The sequence below is a fragment of the Affinundibacterium flavidum genome, from assembly GCF_014284175.1.
Taxonomy (GTDB): Bacteria; Pseudomonadota; Gammaproteobacteria; order Burkholderiales; family Burkholderiaceae_D; genus Undibacterium; species Undibacterium flavidum.
Map to the genome: position 1 here is coordinate 32440 of NZ_JACOGA010000024.1, position 23089 is coordinate 55528.

Consider the following 23089-nt stretch of genomic DNA (forward strand, 5'->3'; position numbering starts at 1 on the left):
TACTTATGGGGTGAACCCCGCGCGGATCAGGCGCACGAAAAGTAAACAGCGCAGGTTCTTCCGAATAAGTTCTCCCTAAGCAATGCTAAGCAAAGCAAATTTCAGTGTAAAAGTGACATGCTATGAAAAAGTTTTCTATCGTAAGCCTGCTGGCCTACTCCGCACTTTCCCTCAGTTTTTCACTGTCAACACCACACCATGCGTTTGCTGAAAATAGCCGAGTTCGCGTGATCTTGGTCGGCGATTCGACCATGGCAACTAAGAGTGGTTATGGCGATGCCCTATGCCAGCGTTTTCAAGCTAATGTGGAATGTATCAATCTGGCGCGCGGTGGACGTAGCTCTGGTAGTTTTCGTGCGGAGGGTTTGTGGGATAAAGTGCAAGAGCTCTTGCAGCAGCCAGCAAGCACGAACGCGACAACCTATGTACTGATTCAATTTGGACACAACGATCAACCAGGCAAGCCCGGACGTTCAACCGATCTGGTGACAGAATTTCCAGTGAACATGGCACGCTATGTGACCGAAGTAAAAGCTTGGAATGGTGTACCAGTGTTGCTCACTCCCTTAACGCGTCGTAGTTTTAAAGAGGGCGTGTTGGAAAATAATTTAAAACCTTGGGCAGAGGCGATAGAAAAAGTCGCGCTTGAAACTAAGACGATTTTATTGCCTTTGAATGCAGAAAGTCATGCCGCAGTGCAGGCGATGGGAGAAGCGGAGGCAGATACTTTAGCCGTAGCACCGCCACCAGCTAAAGTGCCAAGTACAGAAATGCCCACAAGCGACATCGCCAAAGTAGAACCACAAGGTGCTGCCAAGTCAGCGTTTGACCGTACCCACGTTGGTAGCAAAGGCGCAGCTTTCTTTTCTCACATGGTTGAACAAGAATTGAAACAACAAGTCCCCGCACTACGCACGGCATTTAAAATGGAAGCTGCGCAATGAATAATGTACCTCATCGTCTGATCTCTGCGAGTCTGGTATGCATAGCATTTGTAAGCTTTACCGGATCTGCCAGCGCCCAAGACAGTCGCCAAGTCAGCGAACCGCGCAAGCCTTTGGTTTGTATGATATTGACAGCCAATCAAAGTCAAGCAGAACACAATAAAGCAGTCGATGCAGAGCGCATACAGAGAGCGCTCGACCATTGCCCACAGGGGCAAGCCGTACAACTGGCGGCGAATAATGAAAAGGATAGCTTTCAATCCGGGCCTTTGCGCATCCCCAGCGGCGTTAGCCTATTGATTGACAGAGACGTGACTTTATACGCGAGCAGCGATGCGGCACTCTACGAAAAAGATATCCAAAAAGGTTCACAGACTTGTGGTGTGAATGCGGACAAAGGACGTAGCTGTAAACCATTTATCACCATAGAAAATGCACGCGGTAGCGGCATCTATGGAACTGGTGTGATTGACGGTCAGGGTGGGCAAACCGTGCTCGGAAAAACTGAAAGTTGGTGGCAAATGGCGCGTCGTGCGCAAAAAGAAAAGAACGAACACAACGTGCCACGTCTGATAGAAGTTATACGCTCTGAAGACGTTACGCTGCATCAAATTACTTTGCGTAATTCACCCAATTTTCACGTGACTTTAAACCGAGTCGATGGCTTTACTGCGTGGGGCGTGAAGATAGACACGCCGCACGATGCCAGAAATACCGATGGTATCGATCCTATTTCTTCGCGCAATATCACGATTGCACATAGTTATATCCGCACTGGTGACGACAACATCGCGATCAAGGGCGGCAATAATGGTGCGACTGAAAATGTGTCGGTCTTACACAATCATTTCTACAGCGGGCATGGCATGTCCATCGGTAGTGAAACTAATAGTGGGGTGCGTCGTATTTTGGTGCAAGATTTGAGTTTGGATGGCACCACTTCAGGCTTGCGCATTAAGAGCGATGTATCACGCGGTGGTATCGTTGAGCAAGTGCGCTATGAAGACGTCTGCATCCGCAATAGTAAGCGACCCATCGATATCGATACGCGTTATGACCCGAAAGCCCTTGGCGATAAAATTCCTCAGTATCGCGACATCGTCTTGGAAAATGTGCGTAGCCTGACACCCGGGCAGATTATCGTACGCGGCTACGATGTCGCGCATCCTTTATCTATTCAATTCAAACAAGTCGCGCTCGCGGCGCCTTCAGTACAAACCTTGCAGTTCGCGAATCTGAATATCGATCAAAAGACGTTTAATTTTTCGGATGCTGCGACAGATCTCACTTGGTCAGCTCCTAAAGCAAACGATTGCCAAGAAAAATTGCTGACGTTTCCCGTAAAGCAGCAAATCGATTTTCGTCCACAACTTAGTGCAGAGCAAGCAAAGCTGTATGCTATAGAGCAAGTCTTACGCACTACTGGTGCGGCAGGTAAAGAGATTGTCGATCCTTGGAATCCATTACAAGATGATCTGGTCACAAAGACGGATTTGCCCGTGGATTACATTGTCGATGCCAATGCGAGTGCAGATAACAAGACTAAATTCACCACAGTACAAGCTGCGATTAATCAGGCATTGTTGGATGGTCGTCGTTTGCTTGCAGAAAAATCACCCCGCCGTCGCCTCTACATACTGGTACAAGCTGGAATCTACAAGGAACTCATGTACGTGCCAGAGACTGCTTTGCCGATTACTTTGTATTCCAAAGACAGCGATGCTCGCAACACCAAAATCTCCGCCAGCGTTCACGCTGCTTTACTTGGCTCGGTGTACACAGAACGTTTCGCTCAGCAATTTGCGAACCTCGACCCTGCGATACTCGCCATGTATCAATCACTGAAAGACCGGCCTGTGGTCGGCACCAGTGGTACTGGCATCGCCTGGATTAAAGCTGATGGGTTTCAAGCCAAGAACATTACGTTTGAAAATGCCTATAACAAAGACAAAGTTGATCTGAAAGCCGAGTGCCCGAATACCAGTTGTGGTGCGACTGCCGGAACGGCACCCGTAGTTGTGGTTCAACATCAAGCGGTTGCCTTGATGCTGGAGGGGGCTGATAAAGCACAGTTTGAAAATGTCCGCGTACATGGATTTCAAGATACGCTGTTTTTGAAATCACGGGCGATTGCGCATACCTCACGTAGTTTTTTTCATCGTGCCTATGTTGAAGGTAATGTGGATTTCATTTTCGGTGATACCACAGCGTATTTTTATCGTTCAGAAATCAAGTCCTTGGGTGATCGTTCGACTTCGTATGTCACAGCACCGAATACCAATGTCAAAACACGCTATGGTTTTGTGTTTAACGAATCGCACTTCACGCATGATGGAAGTGTAAATGCCTTAGCCGGAAAATTTTATTTAGGCAGACAGTGGTTCCATACCCAAAAATGCACGCCTTATGCGGGGATCAATCTGCCTGCTTATAGCTGCACTTTAGCTGATGCAGATAGTTACCAAGCACCACGCGGCACGATTTCTAAAACGGTATTGGAGACTGTGGGCAAGGTTGTGATTCTTAATTCTACGATAGGTGCACACATACAAAAGCAGCATCCGTGGGCAGATTGGAATAAGAAGAGCAGCTTGGCATTTCGCCCTGTGCAATTTAGCGTGGATGACTATTGGAATAATTTGTTAATGACCGAGATTGATCCAGTAAAGGACTTGGGATATACCGCTCCCGCGCAACTTGCCACTGGCAGCGCCGCGATATTTTTGGCGGAATTTAATAACAAGCAAGAGTAAAAACAAGAGTAAAAAAGCCTATGTACCTGTTGGGCTATCTGCAATCACCATAGTACGAATTGACGTGATGTCAGTTGAGAAAATAGCTGAGGTAATAAATGAAAAAGAACACACGTCGTCAATTCTTACGCCAAACTTCATTAGCAACTTTGAGCGGCATAGCTCTCACGAATCAAGCTTTATTAGCAAACGCAGCACAATCAAAAATAGCATCAAAAGATCCTTGGGATGCGGCACAAGCCATCGTGAATCGTTTTGCGCAGGGCTTAAAATTTCGTGATGAAGATTTTCTGATCACGGCGTTCGGCGCGCAGGAATGCGAATTGCAAGACGTCGCTGGCTGGGTGTCTTTTGAAGAGCAAACCAATTTGCCTACACCTAAGTCGGGTTCTTTCGATGCTTATTCCGCGATTGCAGCGGCGATCAGTGCTTGTCACAAAGCCGGTGGTGGACGCGTCATTATCCCGAAAGGAAATTGGTATTGTGCCGGGCCTATCGTCTTGCTGTCGAATGTACATGTGCATTTGCAAGCGGGCGCACATATTTTCTTCAGCAATCAACCCGATGATTATGCCAAATATGGCACTATCGATTGTGGTGCGAATGGACGCCTGGTGATATCGCGTTGGCAAAGCAATGATTGCTTGAATTATTCACCCATGGTGTACGCCTTTGGTCAAACGAATATCGCGTTGACGGGTGAAGACTGGACCAGTATTTTGAATGGCCAAGGTGGAGTACCGTTTAATGAAGCCGGTGATTGTTGGTGGACTTGGAAGGGAAAACAGCGCACGATCAATTCGGTAGGGCAGGGGACGACACCTAATTTCAGTGCCGGAAAAATGTCGGAAAACACCGTCAATCCGCGCAATGCCAAAGCGCTGCAGGAACTTGCTGAGATTTCGTCCGCAGATGCAGTTTTGATACAAGGTGAAGGTGAGCGCTGGCGTGCCGACGCCGCCTATTTACCCGCACTGTCCGAGGCAAATGTTGCTTTGCCTAAGCGCGTGTTTGGCAAAGGGCATTACTTGCGGCCACCCATGATACAACTGATAGGCTGCGACAAAGTTTTACTGCAGGGCTATCAAGTCAAAGATACGCCGTTCTGGCAACATCATCCTGTGAATTGCCGTGACCTGAAAATTCATCAAGTGCTGGCGAAGAGTCACGGTCCGAATAGTGATGGTTTTGATCCAGAAGCCTGTGAGTATGTCTTGGTCGATTCATGTACTTTTGATTCTGGCGATGATTGTATTGCGATCAAAGCCGGCAAAAACCGCGACACGCAATATGGACCTTCGCAACATATCGTGATTCAAAACTGTACGATGCAAAGCGGACATGGTGCCGTGACCTTGGGCAGTGAAATGGCGGGTGGCATACAGCATGTCTATGCGCAAAATCTCTTATTTGAAAATATCAATTGGGCGACCAATCCGCTTAATATGGCAATCCGTTTAAAAACGAATATGAATCGCGGCGGTTTTCTACGTCATTTTTATGTACGGAATATCCGCATCCCAAATGGCGTGCAAACTAGCCCATCTTATTACGCCTCGTTACCCGGTTCGCCGATCGCATCACGCACTGTGGCGACTGCTGCAGGAGCAGTGATTACCTTTGATTGTGATTACGCGCCTGTAGCAGACAATGTACGAACGCGCCCGCCAGAAGTCAGCGACGTCCATATCTCTAACGTTCAAGTCGGCAATGTGCAATCTAGAACAGGGCGACACTCATGCTTTCAAGCGATCGTGATCTTGGGACCGGTGGCCTCTGACTACAATGGCCAGTTACCGATGCCAACAATGTTACCCGTCTCGAATGTGACGATAGAAAACTGCGATTTCGGTTCCACTGTAAATCGTGAACAGCCTCTCTATTTGTACAATGTACAAAATCTGCGTTTGAAAAATGTGGTCATCAATGGGGAAAGTATGAATAAGACTTTGAATGCTTGAGTCTCATCATGAAGATGTGATCTCGTATGAGCTTAAATGAAGCGAATAAATATTAATTAATTGGCATTCAATGCAAAGATGATTTGCGTCAATTTGCTGACATTCACCAAAATTTATAGGTTTTTTCATAAAAAAATTTGGCGAAAAATGTGGCTTGAGTTATTGTTGGATGCTAGAAAGCATTATTTTTAATTTGATAAAATAATGCATCCACAAGATTGGCACAGGTATGTCTCAGTCAGGCGTTGTCAACTCACTGAGGTAATGACTGTGTGTGTCTTTATTTCAGATTGAAATTCGATGCCAGCTTTTTTGTCCAAGCACAGTTCCATACTCATTATTGATGACGATATCAATTTGATTCGTATGCTGAGTGAAATTCTCAAGGACTTTGGTCGAATTTTGTTTGCCAATAGTGGGGAGATGGGACTGGAGGTAGCGCGTCAGCAGAAACCTAGCTTGATCTTGCTTGACGTCGCCATGACGCCCATGGATGGTTATGAAGTTTGCCGACGTTTGCGCGACGATGAAGTCACTCGCAACATCGCAATCATATTTGTCACGGCCAACACTGGCATGGATAGTGAAATCGCTTGCCTCGATGCGGGAGCTGTCGACTTTATTTGTAAACCACTCAATCCACTGGTGGTGCAGGCAAGGGTGCGCACCCACTTGCGCTTGATCCACGATTCTGCATCGCTGGAATTGCTCGCTCAACGCGATGCATTAACGGGCTTATACAATCGCGGCTATTTTGATAAAGCAATTGACGTAGAGTTCAAACGTCTTCAACGTCATCAACTGCCGTTGGGAATTGCGCTGGTCGATATCGATCACTTCAAGAATTACAATGATACCTATGGACATATCGCTGGCGATATCGCCTTAAGAGCCGTGGCAGAAGCGCTACAACTGGCGACAAAGCGACCGGGTGAACTTGTCGCCAGGTATGGTGGTGAAGAGTTTGTTGTGTTGTTGCCGCAGGTCGATGCGTCCGTCTTGGCGCAATATGGACAATTGATTTGTGACGCTGTGCGAGCGTTACAGATACCACATCAAGCTTCTTCTTGTGCCGCGCACATCACCATTAGTGTTGGCTTGTCTATCGAGATTCCTCATGCAGAGTCATCGCCCAAAGATTGCATAGAACGCGCAGATCGTGCCCTGTACCATGCAAAAGAAAGCGGACGAAATCGGTATCACATTTTCAGTGATTCTTAGTTTCGATTTTCAGATCAAGATATCTCTCAGAAATCACGATGACGAATCCAATCTCAACGACTCACAGTGCTTATGCGCGGGCTTGGTTGGTGGGGATTGCCTACTTCGCGTTGGCGACTATTTCGATTTATTTTTCCCGTGGCGAGGCTACTGTCGCCCATTTTTGGTATCCCAACGCCGTCGGCATCGTTTTTCTTTTGCGCTGCGAAAAGCAGTTTCGATGGTATATGATCGCTGTCCTTGCATTAGCAAATGCTGGCGCCAATTGGATATGCGGTAGTTCTCTATGGTTGTCGCTCACCTTTGTCGTGCCGAATTTGATTGAAATGTTGGCGACTATTTGGTTCATACGCCATGATCAAATTGAACAAGATTTTGACCAATCCCCTAAGCATATGCTGCGGTTTGTGCTACAGATATGTCTGCCATCTAGTGTACTTGGTGCGCTGGCAGGCGCTAGTATCTTAGCGATCTCTGGATTCGCCCAATTTTTGACCGTACTGCCTCTGTGGTTTGTGAGTTCATCGGTTGGAATGCTGGCACTGCTTCCATTCCTCTTGGTGCTGAATCGGGAAGCCTTAAACCGCGAAGTATTGCAGCAAGAGCACGCAGAAATTGAGTGGAACTTGCCGGTCAAAAAGCCTCTGATTTTCTACGCTATCATTGTTTCTGTCGTGAGTTATCTGGCACTGCGATTTTTCCCATTCCCGTTTATTTATCTGGTCATTCCCTTGATATTTGCGGCGGTAGAAACCGATACCAAGACGGTCACTGCTTTGATTTTTTTGCAGTCCATGATTATTGGTGTGATGATACATCTAGGCCTGTTCGTGCCATCCATGAATAGTGTTTATGGTTTGGTCTTTCTAAATTACCTTCCGATCTTAGTGACCTTTATACCCGTCTTTATGCTAACGGCGAGTATGAATTTGTTTCGAAGTCAAAATACGCAAAAGGGACTGATGGAGGAGGCCCTACGTCGCAACCACGTTGAGCTACAAACCATCGTCGATAATGTCCCCGCCTTGATAGGCTTATGGGATAAGAATTTTAGAAATGTTTTTGCGAACCGCATGTACACCACTTATTTCGGTGTAAAACCTGAAGACATACTTGGCAAACACGTTCGTGAAGTGGTCGGTGAAAGTATTTATGCTAAGAATTTGCCGTATCTCGAAGCTGCGATGCGTGGTGATGCGCAGATGTTTGAGCGGACTATTATCGATCCCGAAGGGCGTGCCAGAGAAAGTATAACTTCTTACGTTCCTAGCTATAGAGATGGTGAGATTGAAGGAGTGTTTGTTTTCATCTCGGATATCACCGAAGTACGCAAGGCACAGCAAGCTGAATCAGCGGCGCAGGCGCGGCTGCAATCAGTGATCGATTCAGCGACCGAGTTTTCAATTATTGCGACTGACACTGTCGGCATTATTCGCTTGTTTAGTAAAGGCGCAGAGAAGATGTTGGGTTATTCCAGTACTGAACTGGTTAATCGACAATCACCTGCCATCTTGCATTCTGCAGAAGAAGTCACCGCGCGGGGGCGCGAATTGAGTGCTGAGTTAAAGCGCAATATTGCAGGTTTTGAAGTGTTTGTAGTGAAGGCAAGAGAAGGTGTCAATGAAACCCGAGAGTGGACTTACCTACACAAAACGGGTCGCCAAATACCGGTGCGTTTGGTGGTGACAGCAATGTTTGATAGTAATGAAAATATTACTGGTTATCTTGGTATTGCGAACGATATTTCTGATGAGAAAGAGTTACAACAATTATTAATTAACGCGAAAGAAGCTGCCGAGCAAACCAGTAGAGCAAAGAGTGATTTCGTCGCTAACATGAGTCACGAAATTCGTACACCTATGAATGCTGTGTTGGGTATGTCGCAATTATTGGCGGCAACTTACCTGAATGCCGAACAGCGCAAATATCTGGAAATGATCAAAACCTCGGGGCAATCTCTGTTAGGAATTTTGAACGATATTCTGGATTTTTCAAAAATTGAGGCGAATCGGCTTGAGTTATCACAAGGCGAATTCTTACTCGATGACATACTCGGTGCCTTGGCCAGTATGATGGCAGTGTCGGTCGGAGATAAAGATATCGAAGTCGCAATCGGGGTCGATGTTGGTGTGCCGAAGCGTTTAGTTGGAGACCAATTGCGTTTGCAGCAAGTACTGACAAATTTAGTGGGAAATGCGCTTAAATTTACTGCGCAAGGTGAAGTCGCGATTTTTGTAGAAAAATTGGCGGAGGATGCCAGCGAAGAATTAGTGTTGGGTGGTGCAAGACCGCCTATAGGTTCCAGACAGATCAAATTAAGATTTAGCATACGAGATACTGGGATAGGAATGAATGCGCAGCAAACGCAGAAACTATTTCAGCCATTTTTTCAGGCGGATGCATCGACCACAAGACAATATGGCGGCACCGGTTTGGGTCTGTCCATTTCCAAGCGCATTTTGGATATGATGGGCGGAGATATTGAGGTAAGCAGTCAGATCGGACATGGCACAGAATTTCAAGTAGTCGTCCCTTTGATTGCACTCGATGATTTTCCCAATGAGTCGAGTGAACCCAATCCTAAACAATTACGCTTATTGGTGGTCGATGATAATCTCACCAGTAACGATTATATTTGCAGAACGATACGCTCATGGGATTGGCTAGTCGAGTCTGCCACCAGCGGCCCACAAGCGCTGGAATTAGTGCGAGTTCGCATGGCGAGCCAAGAAATGTATGACGTTGTTCTGGTCGATTGGCAGTTGCCTGATATGGACGGCTTGACCAGTATTAAATATTTGCGCGAGATGGTGCCAGGTCATACGACTTCGTTCGTGATCATGGTGAGTGCCTATAGTCGGGATCATATATTGCATCAACCTTCACTTGAGTATGCAGATGCTATATTGATGAAGCCGATTACGGGCTCGAGTATTTTTGATACAGTGCATGAGGCGATCGCTCTGAACGTCGATTCGGCACACTTGTCACCACACAGAAAGTCTACTACCAGTCGTCCCTGGAATATGCCGGGAACTAAATTCTTGTTGGTTGAAGACAATCCTTTTAATCAAATTGTCGCGAAGGGATTTTTAGAGCAGGGCGGGGCTTCGGTCGTTGTATTGGATAATGGACAGCTCGCAGTTGATCATTTGCGTATGCATGCTGACCAATATGACGCGATATTGATGGATGTACAGATGCCGATTTTGGATGGGATCAACGCAACCAAAATCATACGCACAGAATTACAATTAGATATCCCAATTATCGCAATGAGTGCAGGGGTAATGTATTCGGAACGTGATCGTTGCTTGCGTTCAGGGATGAATGATTTTGTGGCCAAACCCGTAGACATAGATCAGATGTTCTCTGTAATAGCGAAATACCTATCTAAGCCGCTTACAGTTGACGCTAAGGAAAAACCGGCCGATATCAAGTCTGTTCGAATGACGTCGAAAGAGGCAACAGACGCCATTATTTTGACGTCGGAAAATGCCGATGCGGATTATTTCAATCCTATTCCATTTGAAAAATTAGCGCGCGCCGCACCTGAAAGCCTGCCTAAAATTTTGGTGTCGATTAAAGGCGTGGTGGAGCAAGGAAGTCAACAGTGGGCATTGGTGCGACAATCGATCAATACGCAGGCCTGGGAAGACGCAGCACGTTTATTGCATAGCATGCGTGGTGCGGTCGGCAGTTTGGGAGCGAAATCATTTGCCGCTCTCACTTTACAACTAGAAAAGCAAATTCTCGCAGCCGATTTTAGCGATCTGGAAAACCGGCTCGCAAAAGCAGAATTGGATCTAGATCGCAGCTTAGGTCTCGCCCAGGCATGGTTGCGGCAACATGAGACTCCGGCAAGTTCTCCTTCTGCTCCCGCTGATTCCTTAAGCTTGAACGAGGCGGCACTAGCGCAATTGCGCCTCCTATTGCAAGAAAATAACATGCAAGCCTGTGATGTCTTTGAGAATTTACGCCCGGCTTTTCAAGCCAAACTTAGCGAGCCATTGATGCAACAATTAAGCAATGCGATATCCAATCTTGATTTCAAGACTGCATTGCAATTGTTAATCGATGTCGCTTGAATCAAGGGCACGCTTGGGCGACATTTACTTGATCGAGCCTGTTAGTTCACACTAAACCGAAATGCTGAAAAGTCGGCATAGTCGTTGTTAGTTTTCGTCTCACGTACTCCATCTGCGATACTAAACAAACCGAGCTTTGCGCCCACCCATCGTCCAGCTGTCGCAGTAAAGGCCTTGCCTAGTGGCTGATAACGGCGACCGTCCAAACTATACGAAAATTGTGCCAATGCAAATTCTTTCATCTCCAAACGTAGATACAATTTGGATTGTTGCAAGGGAATGCTATGCGTTATCGTCTCTTGACATTGCTTAAGAATATCAGTGCACGTCGCTAGCACCACATTGGTGTGACCATCCAATTTCTTCAAGCCTGCCCACACATACTGCTGACCGTAAACGACTAAGCCCGCACGACTGTTTGCACTATCCTCGGAGAGCCTGACGCTGGTATTAAGTGTAAATGTAGGAGCCGGTATTTTCTGAAGGAGTATTGACGGCAAATCTCCTAAATTGGCGGACTCAGGCCAGGCTTGACTGTAAAGGCGTAAGTGCTTGGGATGTGCACTCAAGGAATACCATGTTGATTGCCAATTTGCATTCCATTGCCATTGCAATCCCAATTCTTGACCAGTGAAATCATCGCTATCCTTAATCTGCGCTGCGGAGCTTGAACGCTGGATGGGCTTGCTCCATTCTGCGACGGGTTCGCCTATGCCAGTTTGTTGGTTGGGCACACCCATCACTGGCCAAGCGTTTTCCCAGCGCATAGGCTGCAAATGCACGATGCGACCATACGCTTTTCTATCTTGAAAATGATAAAACCAGTCGCTGCCATCTTCCGCTCTCACCCAGGCACCTTGATGTGGGCCATTTGTGCGAGAAGAACCTTGTGCGAGGACGATTTTGTCCTCGTAGGGACCAAGAATTTGCCGAGAACGAAATACGGTTTGCCAGCCAGTTTCTACGCCACCCGCGGGCGCAAAAATATAGTACCAGCCTTGATATTTGTAGAATTTAGGACCTTCCAAAGTCTTGTAGCCTGCGAGCTTATTGCCATCGACGAGCAAGATACCTTGCTCGTCTAGCAGAGTGCTAGCGTCTGGAGCCATTTGCCTCAGCGTAAGTTGATTATTAAAACCAGCGCGGCTCTTGGCCCAAGCGTGTAACAGCCACGCTTTGCCGTCCTCATCCCATAAAGGCGTCGGGTCGATCAAGCCTTTGCCTGCGATCAGTAAGTGGGGCGTACTCCAAGGCCCGGCAAAGTCTTTCGCCGTTATGACATATATTCCTACATCAGGATCTGGATAAAAGATCCAAAATTTTTCGTCATGAAACCGTAGGCTCGGCGCCCATACACCTTTACCATGTTGTGGGCTTGCGAACATATCAGTTGGCACTAGATTGGGCAAAGCATGTCCAACCAATTTCCAGTGAATCATATCGTCTGATTGCAATAGCGGTAGTCCAGGCGCACTGTTAAAGCTGGACGCAGTCATGTAGTAATGTTTTCCGACGCGAATGACATCGGGATCAGAATAATCGGCATGAATAATCGGATTGCGATAGCGTCCATTGCCTAGATCTGCTTTCCATACTTTTGAGGGATGGACTTGTGCCACAGCGCTGCATGTAACCATCAATATGAATGCGCCGAGCAAGCGCAATACTTGATCCAATCGAGTCATGGAATAGTCTCTTTCTTGCGAATGGTGAAATGCAGATTTAGCCAGCGAAAGTAGTTTCAGCGCAGCCTTGCACACCAGGATTGAGGAGGATAGTCGCACCCGCCCATTCATCGTCGGGTGCTTGTCCTGCGGCGATAGAAGTAACCAGTAAAGTATCGAGCTTGTCGCCTCCGAAGCAACACATGGTAAGTTTTTTCATCGGCACAGCGATTTGTCGATCCAGTTTGCCATCCGGTGTAAATCGCAAAATCAATCCTGCATCGTTCGCGCAGATCCAATAACAACCATCCGTATCAATCGCTGCGCCATCGGGTCGGCCGTCCATGGTTTTCATGTCGACAAACACGCGTTGATTGCGCGGTGTACCGCTATCGATATCGTAATCAAATGCCCAAATCAATTGACTGTTTGGATGTGAATCAGAGAGATACATGGTGCGGCCATCGGGTGACCATGCCAGACCGTTTTGTACGAATAAATTGGAGATGATAGGCGTTGAGATGCCTTGTTCTTTAGTGTAACGATACAAATGTCCGGCAGCACGTGGCACTGACATATCGATCAACATGGTGCCACTCCAGAAGCGTCCCTGGCGGTCACAGCGACCATCATTAAAGCGCATTGCTGCCATGGATTCAGTTGGTGCAGCTAAGCTTTGTGCATGAACCGATCCATTTTCATTCAGATGCAGATGGAAGACCCCACTCTCCATGCCAGCGATAAAACCGCCACAGACCTGTGGCGACAAGCAGCCTATCATTTCCGCAGTTTGCCAGCTTTTTACTTCGCCACGCGAGTCTAAGCGCCAGATGGTCTTCGCTGTGATATCGACCCAATACCAGGCCGCTTCTTGCGCGAGCCAAATCGGGCTTTCACCGACAGCACAGCGAATCGTTGCTTGCGTTGCTTGTGTTGCTTGTGCTGTCCTTACGCGCGTGATCTCAGGTTTGTGCAAGATAGGCATGTTACAGATCGCTAATGAGCTTGTATTTAGGTACCAATGTTTTCATGACTGCCCAAGCGGTCAGATAGGCGAGTGCACAGATCGCAAACATGATCGTATAGCCGGTTTGCAATTGACCTTGGCTACCATAATAGTCAAACAGCCAGCCACCAAGTTTGGTAATTAAAACGCCGCCTAAGCCACCTGCCATGCCACCGATACCGACTACTGAGGCAACGGCTTTTTTCGGAAACATATCAGATACTGTCGTAAAAATATTCGCTGACCAAGCCTGATGCGCTGACGCACCGATGCCGATCAAAATAACAGGTACCCAAAAGCTGATGTAGCCAAATGGTTGCGCCAACAAAACGACCAGCGGCACAACAGCTATCATCAACATCGCTTTCATACGACCATCATACGGCGCATCGCCACGATTGATGAAATACGTTGGCAACCAGCCGCCACCGATACTACCGACCATGGTCATGCTGTACAACACGGCTAAGGGGAAGACGAAATCCGTAGTCTTCATCCCGTATTGTGCTGCCAGATATTTTGGTAACCAAAATAAGAAGAACCACCACACACCATCCGTCATAAATTTACCGAAAGCAAAGGCCCAGGTCTGACGATAATGTAGCAATTGAAACCAAGAAAATTTCTTACCGTCGTCTTGCGTGTTTTCAATCACGCCATCGCGCACTTGGTCTTGATTGATGTAAGCGAGTTCTGCTGTGGATAAGCGTTTTTGTTGTTCAGGCTTATCGTAAAAAATCATCCATGCGCCCATCCACAAAAAGCCTATCGCGCCAATGATAATAAAAGTCGCTTGCCAGCCCCAGGCATCGGCAATCATAGGTACAGTAATCGGTGCTAATACCGCACCGATATTCGCTCCAGAATTAAAAATGCCGGTCGCGAATGAACGTTCTTTTTTCGGGAAATATTCTGCCGTCGCCTTGATCGCTGCTGGGAAATTACCTGCTTCACCCAATGCCAATACGGCGCGTGACAACATAAATCCAGCGATAGAGACGGGCACTACCGCCAAACCTACTGTCGTAAAAATGGTGTTGATCGCGCTACCAAATGCCAGTGCAAACGCATGCATGATGGCGCCCAGCGACCAGATACTAATCGCCAATACGAAGGCTTTCTTGGTGCCGATTCTATCGATGAAACGGCCAGCGAACAGCATGGAAATCGCATACACAAACTGAAACGCCGCAGTGATATTCGCGTAGTCACTGTTGGTCCAGCCAAATTCTTTACTCAAATCGGGAGCAAGCAAACTCAAAACTTGGCGGTCCAAATAATTGATCGTGGTGGCAAAAAATAGCAGGGCGCAAATCGTCCAGCGATATTTGCCTATACTGTGTGGCGAGCTTGTTGTTGACATGCTTGTCTCCGGTTTTATTATTTTTAGTGCTGCTATTAATTTGAATTGATTTGAAGCCTTGACAGTAGGGCGGGTGCAACCTGCGCCGCCTGTAGGTCGGTTACGTAAGTACGACGTTCTGGCGGCGCGGGTTGCACCCGCCCTAACTTTTACTACTTTCTTTCCCGCTTCCGGTAGAGGAAACTCTTCTGCAGATTATTTGACCTGCAAAGTCAGCTCACCATTTGACTTACAAAGTCAATTCACCATTAACTACGCGCGGAATACCAAACGGATTGGCATCTTGCAAGCTAGTCGGCAAGAGTTCCGCAGGGAATTCTTGATAGCAAACCGGACGCAAGAAACGATCAATCGCGCTTGCACCAACCGAAGTCGTACGACTATCCGAAGTCGATGGGAAAGGACCACCATGCACCATCGCATGACAGACTTCAACGCCAGTTGGAAAACCATTAAACAAAATACGACCTGCTTTGCGCTCCAAGGTTGGCAACAAAGATTTGGCGATTGCATAGTCTGCAGCTGTCGCGTGTACCGTTGCTGTCAATTGACCTTCGATATGCTCGGCAATTGCCTGCATTTCGGCTAAATCCTTACAGCGTATCAAGAGTGAAGATGGACCAAAAACTTCATCATGCAAATCAACATTGCTCAAAAAGTCTTTAGCACCACACACAGCGAGATTGGCTTGTGCCGCGCACGGTGCGGTAGCGGCCTGCCCCTGTGCTAGTACCTCGACACCACTGACTTGATTTAAACGCTCAACGCCTGTGCTGTACGCTTTGTGAATACCAGGTGTTAGCATTGTTGAGGCAGGTTTACCTTGCAAAGCAGCACTCGCCGCCTCGATAAAGCTTTGTAATTCTGGACTGTCGAGTGCGATTAGCATGCCAGGATTAGTACAGAATTGTCCTGCACCCATGGTCAAAGAATCGGCAAAGCCTTGGGCAATTGCTGCACCCTTAGTTTTCAAAGCATCGGGCAGTAAGAATACTGGATTGATGCTACTCATTTCTGCATACACAGGAATCGGTTCAGCACGTGCAGCAGCAGTACGAACCAGCGCCATGCCGCCTTGACGTGAACCAGTAAATCCGACCGCCTTAATCGCTGGATGGGCGACCAAGCTCTGACCAATTTGACGACCATTACCGATCAGCATAGAGAACACGCCTGCCAAGCCGCAATCATTTGCCGCCTGTTGAATCGCTTTCGCTACTAATTCCGAGGTGCCTAAATGGGCACTATGCGCCTTCACGACGACCGGGCAACCCGCCGCCAAAGCCGATGCGGTATCGCCGCCCGCAACCGAGAACGCCAAGGGGAAATTACTCGCGCCGAAGACGGCAACAGGACCCAAGCCGATTTTACGCAAACGCAAATCAGGACGTGGTGGCACGCGCTCTGGCAGTGCTGAATCGAGCGTCGCTGACACATAGACGCCATCGCGCACCACTTTCGCAAACAAGCGCAATTGATTCATAGTACGACCACGCTCACCTTCGAGACGCGCGACTGGCAAACCTGTTTCTTGGTGTGCACGCTCGATTAGAGTATTGCCGAGGCCAAGAATATTGTCGGCAATTTTTTCTAAAAACGACGCTCTTTGTTCTGGCGTGGTTTCGCGATAACTGTCAAACGTCGCTGCGGCCAATTGGCATGCCTGTTCGACATTATCATTGGTCGCCAGGCCAAACGCTGGTTCAAATTCGCTGTTGGTGGCTGGATTGATCGCTTTGACCGTGCCCGCACTACCGAATACAGATTGCTGGCCGATAACCATGCTTCCTGTGATTTGCATACATTACTCCTAGATTCTTTAGACTTACGTTGATGAACATTTCATTTTAACTGCGCGACCGCGCCCAGTCTTGATGAAAATCGTCATCATTTATGCTTATTGCGGACCTTGTGCGCGAATTAACTTTAACAACATTTCATCTTCTTCCGCAGTCAAATCGGTCAAAGGCGCACGAACTGGGCCGCCACTATGGCCGACCAAACGTGCACCAGCTTTGACGATACTGACGGAATAGCCTGCCTTACGATTACGGATATCGAGGTAAGGTAAGAAAAATTCATCAATTAAACGGTTAGTTGTGGCGAAGTCATCTGCAGCGGTTGCATGGTAAAAATCCATCGCCAATTTAGGTACGAAATTGAATACTGCGGAAGAATACACAGGCGTACCGATGGCCTTGTATGCACCAGCAAAAATCTCCGCCGTTGGCAAACCACCGAGGTAGCTAAAACGATCACCCATGCGACGCCAGATCGATACCATCAATTCAATATCGCCGATACCGTCTTTAAAACCGATCAAATTCGGGCAACGTGCTGCCAATTTTTCCAAAGAGTCAGGCGTCAAGCGGCAGTTAGCACGGTTGTACACAACCACGCCAATGCTGACAGATTTGCAGACTTCGGCGACATGTTCGATCAAGCCGTCTTGACTAGCTTCGGTCAGATAATGCGGCAACAATAACAAACCTTGTGCACCTAAACGTTGCGCATCTTGCGCCAAAGCAATCGCAGTACGCGTAGGGCCACCGACACCCGCCAAAATTGGCACCTTGCCACGGCAAGTATTGACCGCCGTACGAATCACGTCGCTATATTCACCCGGCGTCAGAGAAAAGAATTCCCCCGTACCACCCGCCGCAAACAAGGCACTCGCACCATACGGTGCCAACCATTCGAGACGTTCCACATAGGTATCGGCACGGAAATCACCGTTTTCATCAAAATCGGTGATAGGGAAGGATAAGAGTCCAGATGAGAGGATTTGTTTGAGTTCTTGCGGGTGCATGGCGTCTCCAGTAATAAAGGCAGGAAATTTGCTTGAGTTAGAAAAAATCATGGGCTTATGTTTAAGTGATACGTCATCGTACAACTTAAAATTGGAATTTGCAAAGGGTTTTTTGGGTTTTTATTGATGGTGACTGATTTGTTGTTCTTAGTGAAAGCTTTTGTTTGAGAGTATTGGTGAGCAAATGCCGAGGTGAATATTGCGTCAAGAAATCTGGCGATGTGCCTATAACTCATCAACTGTGTCTGAGTTTTTTGACCGTATTACGCGTGTTGTGTTGCTCCTTCCCCTTCAAGGGGAAGGTTGGGATGGGGATGGGTTATTGCTGGGGAAATAGAGTCAATATTCTTAACAAGACGGGCTATTTTTTAGATCATATTTATTTTTTGCGGGTGATCTACGGTCAGTAGGTCGGGAGTGGCCCGACGGCCACTCACTTTCTTTGCTTCGCCAAAGAAAGTAAGCAAAGAAAGGCGACCACGCTGCCACTGGCCTTCGGCTTCCCAATTGTGCAAGACAAAAAATGGGAAAGTGTCGAAACTCGCCTTCGGCTCAAACAACGCCACTTTCTTTATCCATTTTCTGCCCTGCACAATTGGCAGTGTCAGAAGTGGATGAAAGTCAAAAGCAAAGTCAAAAGCAAAGTCAAAAGCAACGGCAACACCAAAACAATCAGGATTGATCGGCACTCATTTTTCTATTAGCAGTTGTAGGTCGTTGTTTTTGATTTTGTTGTTGATTTTGATTTTGACCTACCCCCGTTTGAGACGATGTAATTTGTGCTTCACAGAAAATGGATAAGAAAGTGGCGTGTTTGAGCGAAGCGAGTTTCGACACTTTCCCATTTTTTGTGACGCACAAATTATGCTGGAGCGTAGCGTAAGCACCCGCAGGGCGAGTCTACGGTCGCCTTTTTTGGAGGACCTTTTTTGGCGAAGCAAAAAAGGTGCTTGGCTGTCGGGCCACTCCCGACCTACAGACGATAAGACCGAGCGAAAGTCGATAAGAGCAATGAAATCGCAGGCACAATATCTATGGTTGAGCTCAGCATAGAGTTGAACCAAAGTGTAGAATCCTTGCCGGAAAAATAGCTTAGCTTTTTTCTTGAAATACCTTGGCGAGAAACAAAATATCAACGACGATGTTCCTTAGCTCTAAAGGTAATCGTTCATATGCATGTGATAGTTGATCGAACATGTATTCTGTTGAATTAGTGGTGTCAGCTCCACCCAAGATAGAGAGAGCAATGATCACATTCGAAATTGCGAATTCACGTTCGTGATCTTCTTTGCATGACCAGCGTGAAAGCTCTACAACTTCATAAGGAAACCACAATTGATCTGCATTAACAATGCCATTTTGCTCGAAGATTAGTTTCTTTAATGCTTCTTTATGGCGTAGGTACTCATCCCCATAATCTGCTTTGGAAATAAATTCTAGCTCACTCTCGGAAATGCTTTTTATTAATGTGAGTGCTTGTTTCATGTGATCCGAAACTTTCAATTAAGAATTGAATTATTCAACCAGCACCCTCAATCACCTCCTGCGCCAACCTCAATCTCTCCCGACTATTACTCAAATGCGTACGCATAGCTGCCCGCGCTGCTTCAGGATCTTTACGTAAAATCGCATTGAAAATATCTTCATGCTCATGATGCACACGCACCAAATAAGCCGATGGATCATCTTGATTGAGTTGTGCCGTATTCAAACGCGCACGCGGAATTAAGGTGTGTCCCAAATGCCCAAGCAACTCGACAAAATAGGGATTACCAGTAGCCTGCGCAATCAACAAATGAAAGCGTACGTCAGCATCAACTGAGTGCGCGCCAGATTCTACAGTGGCACGCATTAGCTGCAACACCGCTCGCATTTCTTCAATCTGCGTATCAGTGCGTCGTGAAGCGGCATGCCAAGCGGCTTCGGTTTCTAAGCTGATGCGAATTTCTAGTACCGCGAGCACATCGCGTACCGTTACTATCGATGAATTTTGTAAACCCAAATGATGCGAGGGAGCGAGTACAAAGGTGCCGATGCCATGGCGCGTTTCGACCAAGCCTGCGGCCTTTAACTGCGAAATTGCTTCGCGTACGACGGTGCGACTGACCCCGTAAACTTGCATGATTTCCGATTCGGTTGACAGTTTTTCGCCGACTTTTAAATCATCGCTTTTAATACGTGTAGTCAGATGATCGACTACCGCGCTGGCAAGATTGCGAGGTTTGCTGCGGACGGGGATGGGGTTGGTGCTAGTCATAGTGGAATCGATTTTTTGTCTGTAGTGATCAAGCAAAGCATTTGGCCTGATTCGTAAACGCTATTTGATTCTCATATGATAACCGACAAGTCCCTACATTTGAAATTGGAAAATATTCTGGGCTTATGCCGATTTTCGCCACTGAAACAGAATATTGGATTGTTGTACGATGACTGTGCTTCCTGTAATTTACATACATTACTCCTTTATCCTAGCGCCGTAAGTTGATCCAAACTTCATTTTAACTGGGCGATTACGCGTGCCAGTACACGGTTGACGCCATCAAATGACGATTCATCCCCTATTCGTCACGGCTGAACACAAACTTTTATTCCTTTTGTGGGCTGCCACTTAATATCAAGTCATCGCCAGACAACAAGCAGCAAGCTGGTGGAAATTGCAAGGAAGTCCAGTGCAAGCCTTGCAGGGAAATCTCACATTTACTCAATTAAAGGAAACGATCATGTCTACATTATTACAAGCTACTGTCTTCAGTGTATTTTCATGCGCCGCTACCTGCGCTGTTACCTGCGCCTTCGCAGCAGAAACACCAGCCGCTCAAAATCCTGAAACCGACAATGTGGTGACGATCACCTCGCCAAAATACCGGGTTGCACCGGACGAATTCATGTACTTGGGCGGCACCTATGCGCTCGACAATGGTGCGGTTTTAAAATTCAGCCGATTGGGGCTCAGCCGTTTTATGGTGTCGTTGACTGGCATGCCCGACACCGAGGTTCATGCACTGTCCGAGAATCGTTTTGTTGCAAAGGATAAATCCATAAATATGGTATTTGCGCCACACGGCAGTGGTTATGACACTCGAATCACTGTTCAATATAGACCTGCGAACGCTGTAGCACAGCAGGGTGAGGCTGAGCCAAAATATATCGTTGCCGCTAACTACTGAGAGCAGCGCTTATTACAAGCTAATACAAGTTATTACAAGCTAACACAAGTTCACGGCGCTCAGCGGCGTTCAGCTAAGGGCGCAGCGTGACATGTTGTATAGACCCAGCTATCATGGCTAAGCGCTTGGCGCGGCAGGACAGGATCTCAGCACCTGCTGCGCCATCATCTTAAAAATCCTTTGATCTAAGCCTACACCATGAACCAACGCACTCACAAATGGCTGTTGTATTGGAGCATCTGGATGCTGCTTGGCCTGTATATGGCTACCATGGATCTGACGCGGTTTCCTAGTGCCAATTTCATAGGGCATTTATTGCCGATGAATTTGCTGCAAAACATCGCCTGGGGACTAGGCGGATTGGGTGTGATCGCAATCGCGCGGCACTGGCCGCTGGTTGAATTTAATCGACGCGAATTAAAAAACTGGAGCATCGAACTACTAGCTTGTGCCGTCATAGCGGCATTATCGTTGGTACTGCTTTGGGCAGTTAACCTGATGTATGTCGAGCAACCCTACCTTGAAAAAATGCTGGCCAACCCGGGCCAATCACTGATGCGCTTTTTCTCCATGTATTTTCACGTCAGTTTATTGCTGATGTGGGCGGTACTGGGGGGCTGGCATAGCATGCATATCTACCAAAAATACCGTCAGCGTGAAGTCGAGGCAGCGCAACTGGAAAGCCGCTTGGCGCAAGCCCAGAATGCTGCGCTACAAATGCAGTTACGCCCGCATTTTTTGTTTAATACCTTGAATTCCATTTCTGCACTGATCCATAGCGATGCAGATAAAGCCGACCGCATGGTGTCAGGGTTAGCCGACTTATTGCGTATGACACTCGATTCAGGTAGTAGCCAACAAATTCCCTTGAGTAGAGAAATTGCGATTATCGACGCTTATTTGAATATCGAATTGATCCGTTTTCAAGATCGCTTGCAGGCGAGTATAGAAGTCCCCGCTACCTGCCAAAATGCCTTGGTGCCAGCCTTCCTATTGCAACCGCTGGTGGAGAATTCTATCAAGCATGGGGTGGCCGATAATGTGAACCTGTCGACCATCGATATTCGTGTGCGGCAAGAAGACCAGTGGTTGATTTTGGAAGTGTTGGACAATGGCAAAGGCTTGGGGACACGAACGCGCAACGGTAATGGATGCGGTATGGGTATCGGAACACAAAACACCGAGGCGCGTTTGCAACTGTTATATCAATCGCAGCACAGCTTCACGCTGGAAAATATCCCAGGCCTTGGTACCCGCGCTCTTGTGCGGATTCCCTTTACGCTGACATGAGCAATAATATGCCGCTGCGCGCCCTGATTGTGGATGACGAAGTGCTGGCCCGTCAGCGCACCCGCCAATTGCTGGACGATGAGGCCGACTTTGTCGTTATCGGCGAAGCCAGCAATGGGGTGGAGGCCGTGACCTTGATAGAATCACTGCAACCCGATCTAGTGTTTTTGGATATTCAAATGCCTTTATTGGATGGCTTTGGCGTGATCGATGCCATTGGTGCCGAGCACATGCCAGCCACACTGTTTTGTACTGCCTTTGATGCGCATGCTGTCAAAGCGTTTGAGGTACATGCGGTCGATTACCTGTTAAAACCCTTAGACCGCGATCGTTTCAAGCGAGCGCTGGCCTGGGTGCGCGAGCGAAGTAGCCAACCGCGCGAGAAAGCGGATAGCTTTAAGGCCTTGTTGTCCGAACTAGGCAATGGACCATCCCGACCCGATCGGTTTTTGGTGAAAACCGGTGAGCGCTGGTTGATGATTAGGTGCGCCGATATTCAATGGATAGACGCTGAAGGCAATTATGTGCGCCTGCACGTGGATGGTGCGACCCATATGCTACGCCATACTATGGCCGAAATGCTGAGCCGGCTCGATTCGTCGCTGTTTAAACGCATACACCGATCAACCATAGTAAATCTGGATTTTGTACGTGACTTGCAACCATGGACGGGTGGCGATATGACTGTGTTCTTACGCGATGGAACGCGCCTGACTCTTAGCCGCACGTATCGGGAACAATTTGATCAGTGGCGTTAATTCAAAGCTTTTTCCTAAAGCGGGTACGTGTGTAATAAGCGCAGCATCGTGCATCATCGTGCGTA

General features: G+C 47.5%; 16 protein-coding genes. 8 read left to right on the top strand and 8 right to left on the bottom strand.

Annotation, left to right across the window (positions count from 1 at the left end; genetic code table 11):
* The first annotated feature begins 122 nt into the window (after positions 1–122).
* From H8K55_RS19630 to H8K55_RS19650, 5 genes are all read left to right on the top strand, one after another.
* Positions 123–944, top strand: coding sequence for a rhamnogalacturonan acetylesterase (locus H8K55_RS19630; protein WP_186943770.1), 822 nt, complete (start codon positions 123–125; stop codon positions 942–944).
* Positions 941–3697 carry a pectinesterase family protein gene (locus H8K55_RS19635; protein WP_186943771.1) on the top strand — a complete coding sequence of 919 codons (2757 nt, stop codon included), beginning with the start codon at positions 941–943 and terminating at the stop codon, positions 3695–3697. Before H8K55_RS19630 ends, H8K55_RS19635 begins: the two co-directional genes overlap by 4 nt.
* A 98-nt stretch (positions 3698–3795) precedes the next feature.
* A complete protein-coding gene (locus tag H8K55_RS19640) occupies positions 3796–5658 on the top strand; it encodes a glycoside hydrolase family 28 protein (protein ID WP_186943772.1) in 1863 nt (620 codons plus the stop codon).
* Between the two features lie 300 nt (positions 5659–5958).
* Positions 5959–6879, top strand: a complete 921-nt coding sequence (locus H8K55_RS19645; RefSeq protein WP_186943773.1) for a GGDEF domain-containing response regulator — start codon at positions 5959–5961, stop codon at positions 6877–6879.
* A 38-nt stretch (positions 6880–6917) separates the two neighbouring features.
* Positions 6918–10967, top strand: a complete 4050-nt coding sequence (locus H8K55_RS19650) for a response regulator (RefSeq protein WP_186943774.1) — start codon at positions 6918–6920, stop codon at positions 10965–10967.
* Between the two features lie 41 nt (positions 10968–11008).
* On the opposite strand, the gene H8K55_RS19655 is transcribed toward H8K55_RS19650, so the two are convergent.
* The 8 genes from H8K55_RS19655 to H8K55_RS19690 all read right to left on the bottom strand — a co-directional run bounded on the left by H8K55_RS19655 (position 11009) and on the right by H8K55_RS19690 (position 20066).
* Positions 11009–12652 (bottom strand): glycoside hydrolase family 43 protein, encoded by a 1644-nt coding sequence (locus tag H8K55_RS19655; RefSeq protein WP_230408730.1) that lies wholly within the window; start codon positions 12650–12652, stop codon positions 11009–11011.
* A 37-nt stretch (positions 12653–12689) separates the two neighbouring features.
* Positions 12690–13616: an SMP-30/gluconolactonase/LRE family protein gene (locus tag H8K55_RS19660; protein ID WP_186943775.1), complete on the bottom strand. Its 927-nt coding sequence runs from the start codon at positions 13614–13616 to the stop codon at positions 12690–12692.
* A gap of 1 nt (position 13617) precedes the next feature.
* Entirely contained in the window at positions 13618–15000 is a 1383-nt protein-coding gene (locus H8K55_RS19665; protein ID WP_186943776.1) for an MFS transporter, read from the bottom strand.
* Between the two features lie 229 nt (positions 15001–15229).
* The gene (locus tag H8K55_RS19670; RefSeq protein ID WP_186943777.1) at positions 15230–16801 is read right to left on the bottom strand and encodes an aldehyde dehydrogenase (NADP(+)); all 1572 of its coding nucleotides are present in this window, start codon (positions 16799–16801) and stop codon (positions 15230–15232) included.
* Between the two features lie 96 nt (positions 16802–16897).
* The gene (gene kdgD / locus H8K55_RS19675) at positions 16898–17809 is read right to left on the bottom strand and encodes a 5-dehydro-4-deoxyglucarate dehydratase (protein WP_186943778.1); all 912 of its coding nucleotides are present in this window, start codon (positions 17807–17809) and stop codon (positions 16898–16900) included.
* A 368-nt stretch (positions 17810–18177) separates the two neighbouring features.
* Positions 18178–18498, bottom strand: coding sequence for a hypothetical protein (locus H8K55_RS19680; RefSeq protein ID WP_186943779.1), 321 nt, complete (start codon positions 18496–18498; stop codon positions 18178–18180).
* 403 nt (positions 18499–18901) lie between these two features.
* Positions 18902–19294 (bottom strand): hypothetical protein, encoded by a 393-nt coding sequence (locus H8K55_RS19685; RefSeq protein WP_186943780.1) that lies wholly within the window; start codon positions 19292–19294, stop codon positions 18902–18904.
* Positions 19295–19328: 34 nt separating this feature from the next.
* On the bottom strand, positions 19329–20066 hold the full coding sequence (locus H8K55_RS19690; protein WP_186943781.1) for a FadR/GntR family transcriptional regulator: 738 nt from the start codon (positions 20064–20066) through the stop codon (positions 19329–19331).
* Positions 20067–20529: 463 nt separating this feature from the next.
* On the opposite strand from H8K55_RS19690, the gene H8K55_RS19695 reads away from it, so the two are divergent.
* The 3 genes from H8K55_RS19695 to H8K55_RS19705 all read left to right on the top strand — a co-directional run bounded on the left by H8K55_RS19695 (position 20530) and on the right by H8K55_RS19705 (position 23024).
* Positions 20530–20976, top strand: coding sequence for a hypothetical protein (locus tag H8K55_RS19695; protein ID WP_186943782.1), 447 nt, complete (start codon positions 20530–20532; stop codon positions 20974–20976).
* 198 nt (positions 20977–21174) lie between these two features.
* Positions 21175–22266, top strand: a complete 1092-nt coding sequence (locus H8K55_RS19700; RefSeq protein WP_186943783.1) for a sensor histidine kinase — start codon at positions 21175–21177, stop codon at positions 22264–22266.
* Between the two features lie 8 nt (positions 22267–22274).
* Complete coding sequence (locus tag H8K55_RS19705) at positions 22275–23024, top strand: LytR/AlgR family response regulator transcription factor (protein WP_222612550.1); 750 nt, start codon at positions 22275–22277, stop codon at positions 23022–23024.
* Positions 23025–23089: the final 65 nt, after the last annotated feature.

What these genes read in the sequence shown, in the direction of transcription:
- H8K55_RS19645 (WP_186943773.1), top strand. Translation starts at nt 5,959, where the DNA reads ATGCCAGCTTTTTTGTCCAAGCACAGTTCCATACTCATTATTGATGAC.
- H8K55_RS19630 (WP_186943770.1), top strand. Translation starts at nt 123, where the DNA reads ATGAAAAAGTTTTCTATCGTAAGCCTGCTGGCCTACTCCGCACTTTCC.
- H8K55_RS19650 (WP_186943774.1), top strand. Translation starts at nt 6,918, where the DNA reads ATGACGAATCCAATCTCAACGACTCACAGTGCTTATGCGCGGGCTTGG.
- H8K55_RS19655 (WP_230408730.1), bottom strand. Translation starts at nt 12,652, where the DNA reads ATGACTCGATTGGATCAAGTATTGCGCTTGCTCGGCGCATTCATATTG.
- H8K55_RS19640 (WP_186943772.1), top strand. Translation starts at nt 3,796, where the DNA reads ATGAAAAAGAACACACGTCGTCAATTCTTACGCCAAACTTCATTAGCA.
- H8K55_RS19660 (WP_186943775.1), bottom strand. Translation starts at nt 13,616, where the DNA reads ATGCCTATCTTGCACAAACCTGAGATCACGCGCGTAAGGACAGCACAA.
- H8K55_RS19700 (WP_186943783.1), top strand. Translation starts at nt 21,175, where the DNA reads ATGAACCAACGCACTCACAAATGGCTGTTGTATTGGAGCATCTGGATG.
- H8K55_RS19670 (WP_186943777.1), bottom strand. Translation starts at nt 16,801, where the DNA reads ATGCAAATCACAGGAAGCATGGTTATCGGCCAGCAATCTGTATTCGGT.
- kdgD (WP_186943778.1), bottom strand. Translation starts at nt 17,809, where the DNA reads ATGCACCCGCAAGAACTCAAACAAATCCTCTCATCTGGACTCTTATCC.
- H8K55_RS19635 (WP_186943771.1), top strand. Translation starts at nt 941, where the DNA reads ATGAATAATGTACCTCATCGTCTGATCTCTGCGAGTCTGGTATGCATA.
- H8K55_RS19685 (WP_186943780.1), bottom strand. Translation starts at nt 19,294, where the DNA reads ATGAAACAAGCACTCACATTAATAAAAAGCATTTCCGAGAGTGAGCTA.
- H8K55_RS19695 (WP_186943782.1), top strand. Translation starts at nt 20,530, where the DNA reads ATGTCTACATTATTACAAGCTACTGTCTTCAGTGTATTTTCATGCGCC.
- H8K55_RS19690 (WP_186943781.1), bottom strand. Translation starts at nt 20,066, where the DNA reads ATGACTAGCACCAACCCCATCCCCGTCCGCAGCAAACCTCGCAATCTT.
- H8K55_RS19665 (WP_186943776.1), bottom strand. Translation starts at nt 15,000, where the DNA reads ATGTCAACAACAAGCTCGCCACACAGTATAGGCAAATATCGCTGGACG.
- H8K55_RS19705 (WP_222612550.1), top strand. Translation starts at nt 22,275, where the DNA reads ATGCCGCTGCGCGCCCTGATTGTGGATGACGAAGTGCTGGCCCGTCAG.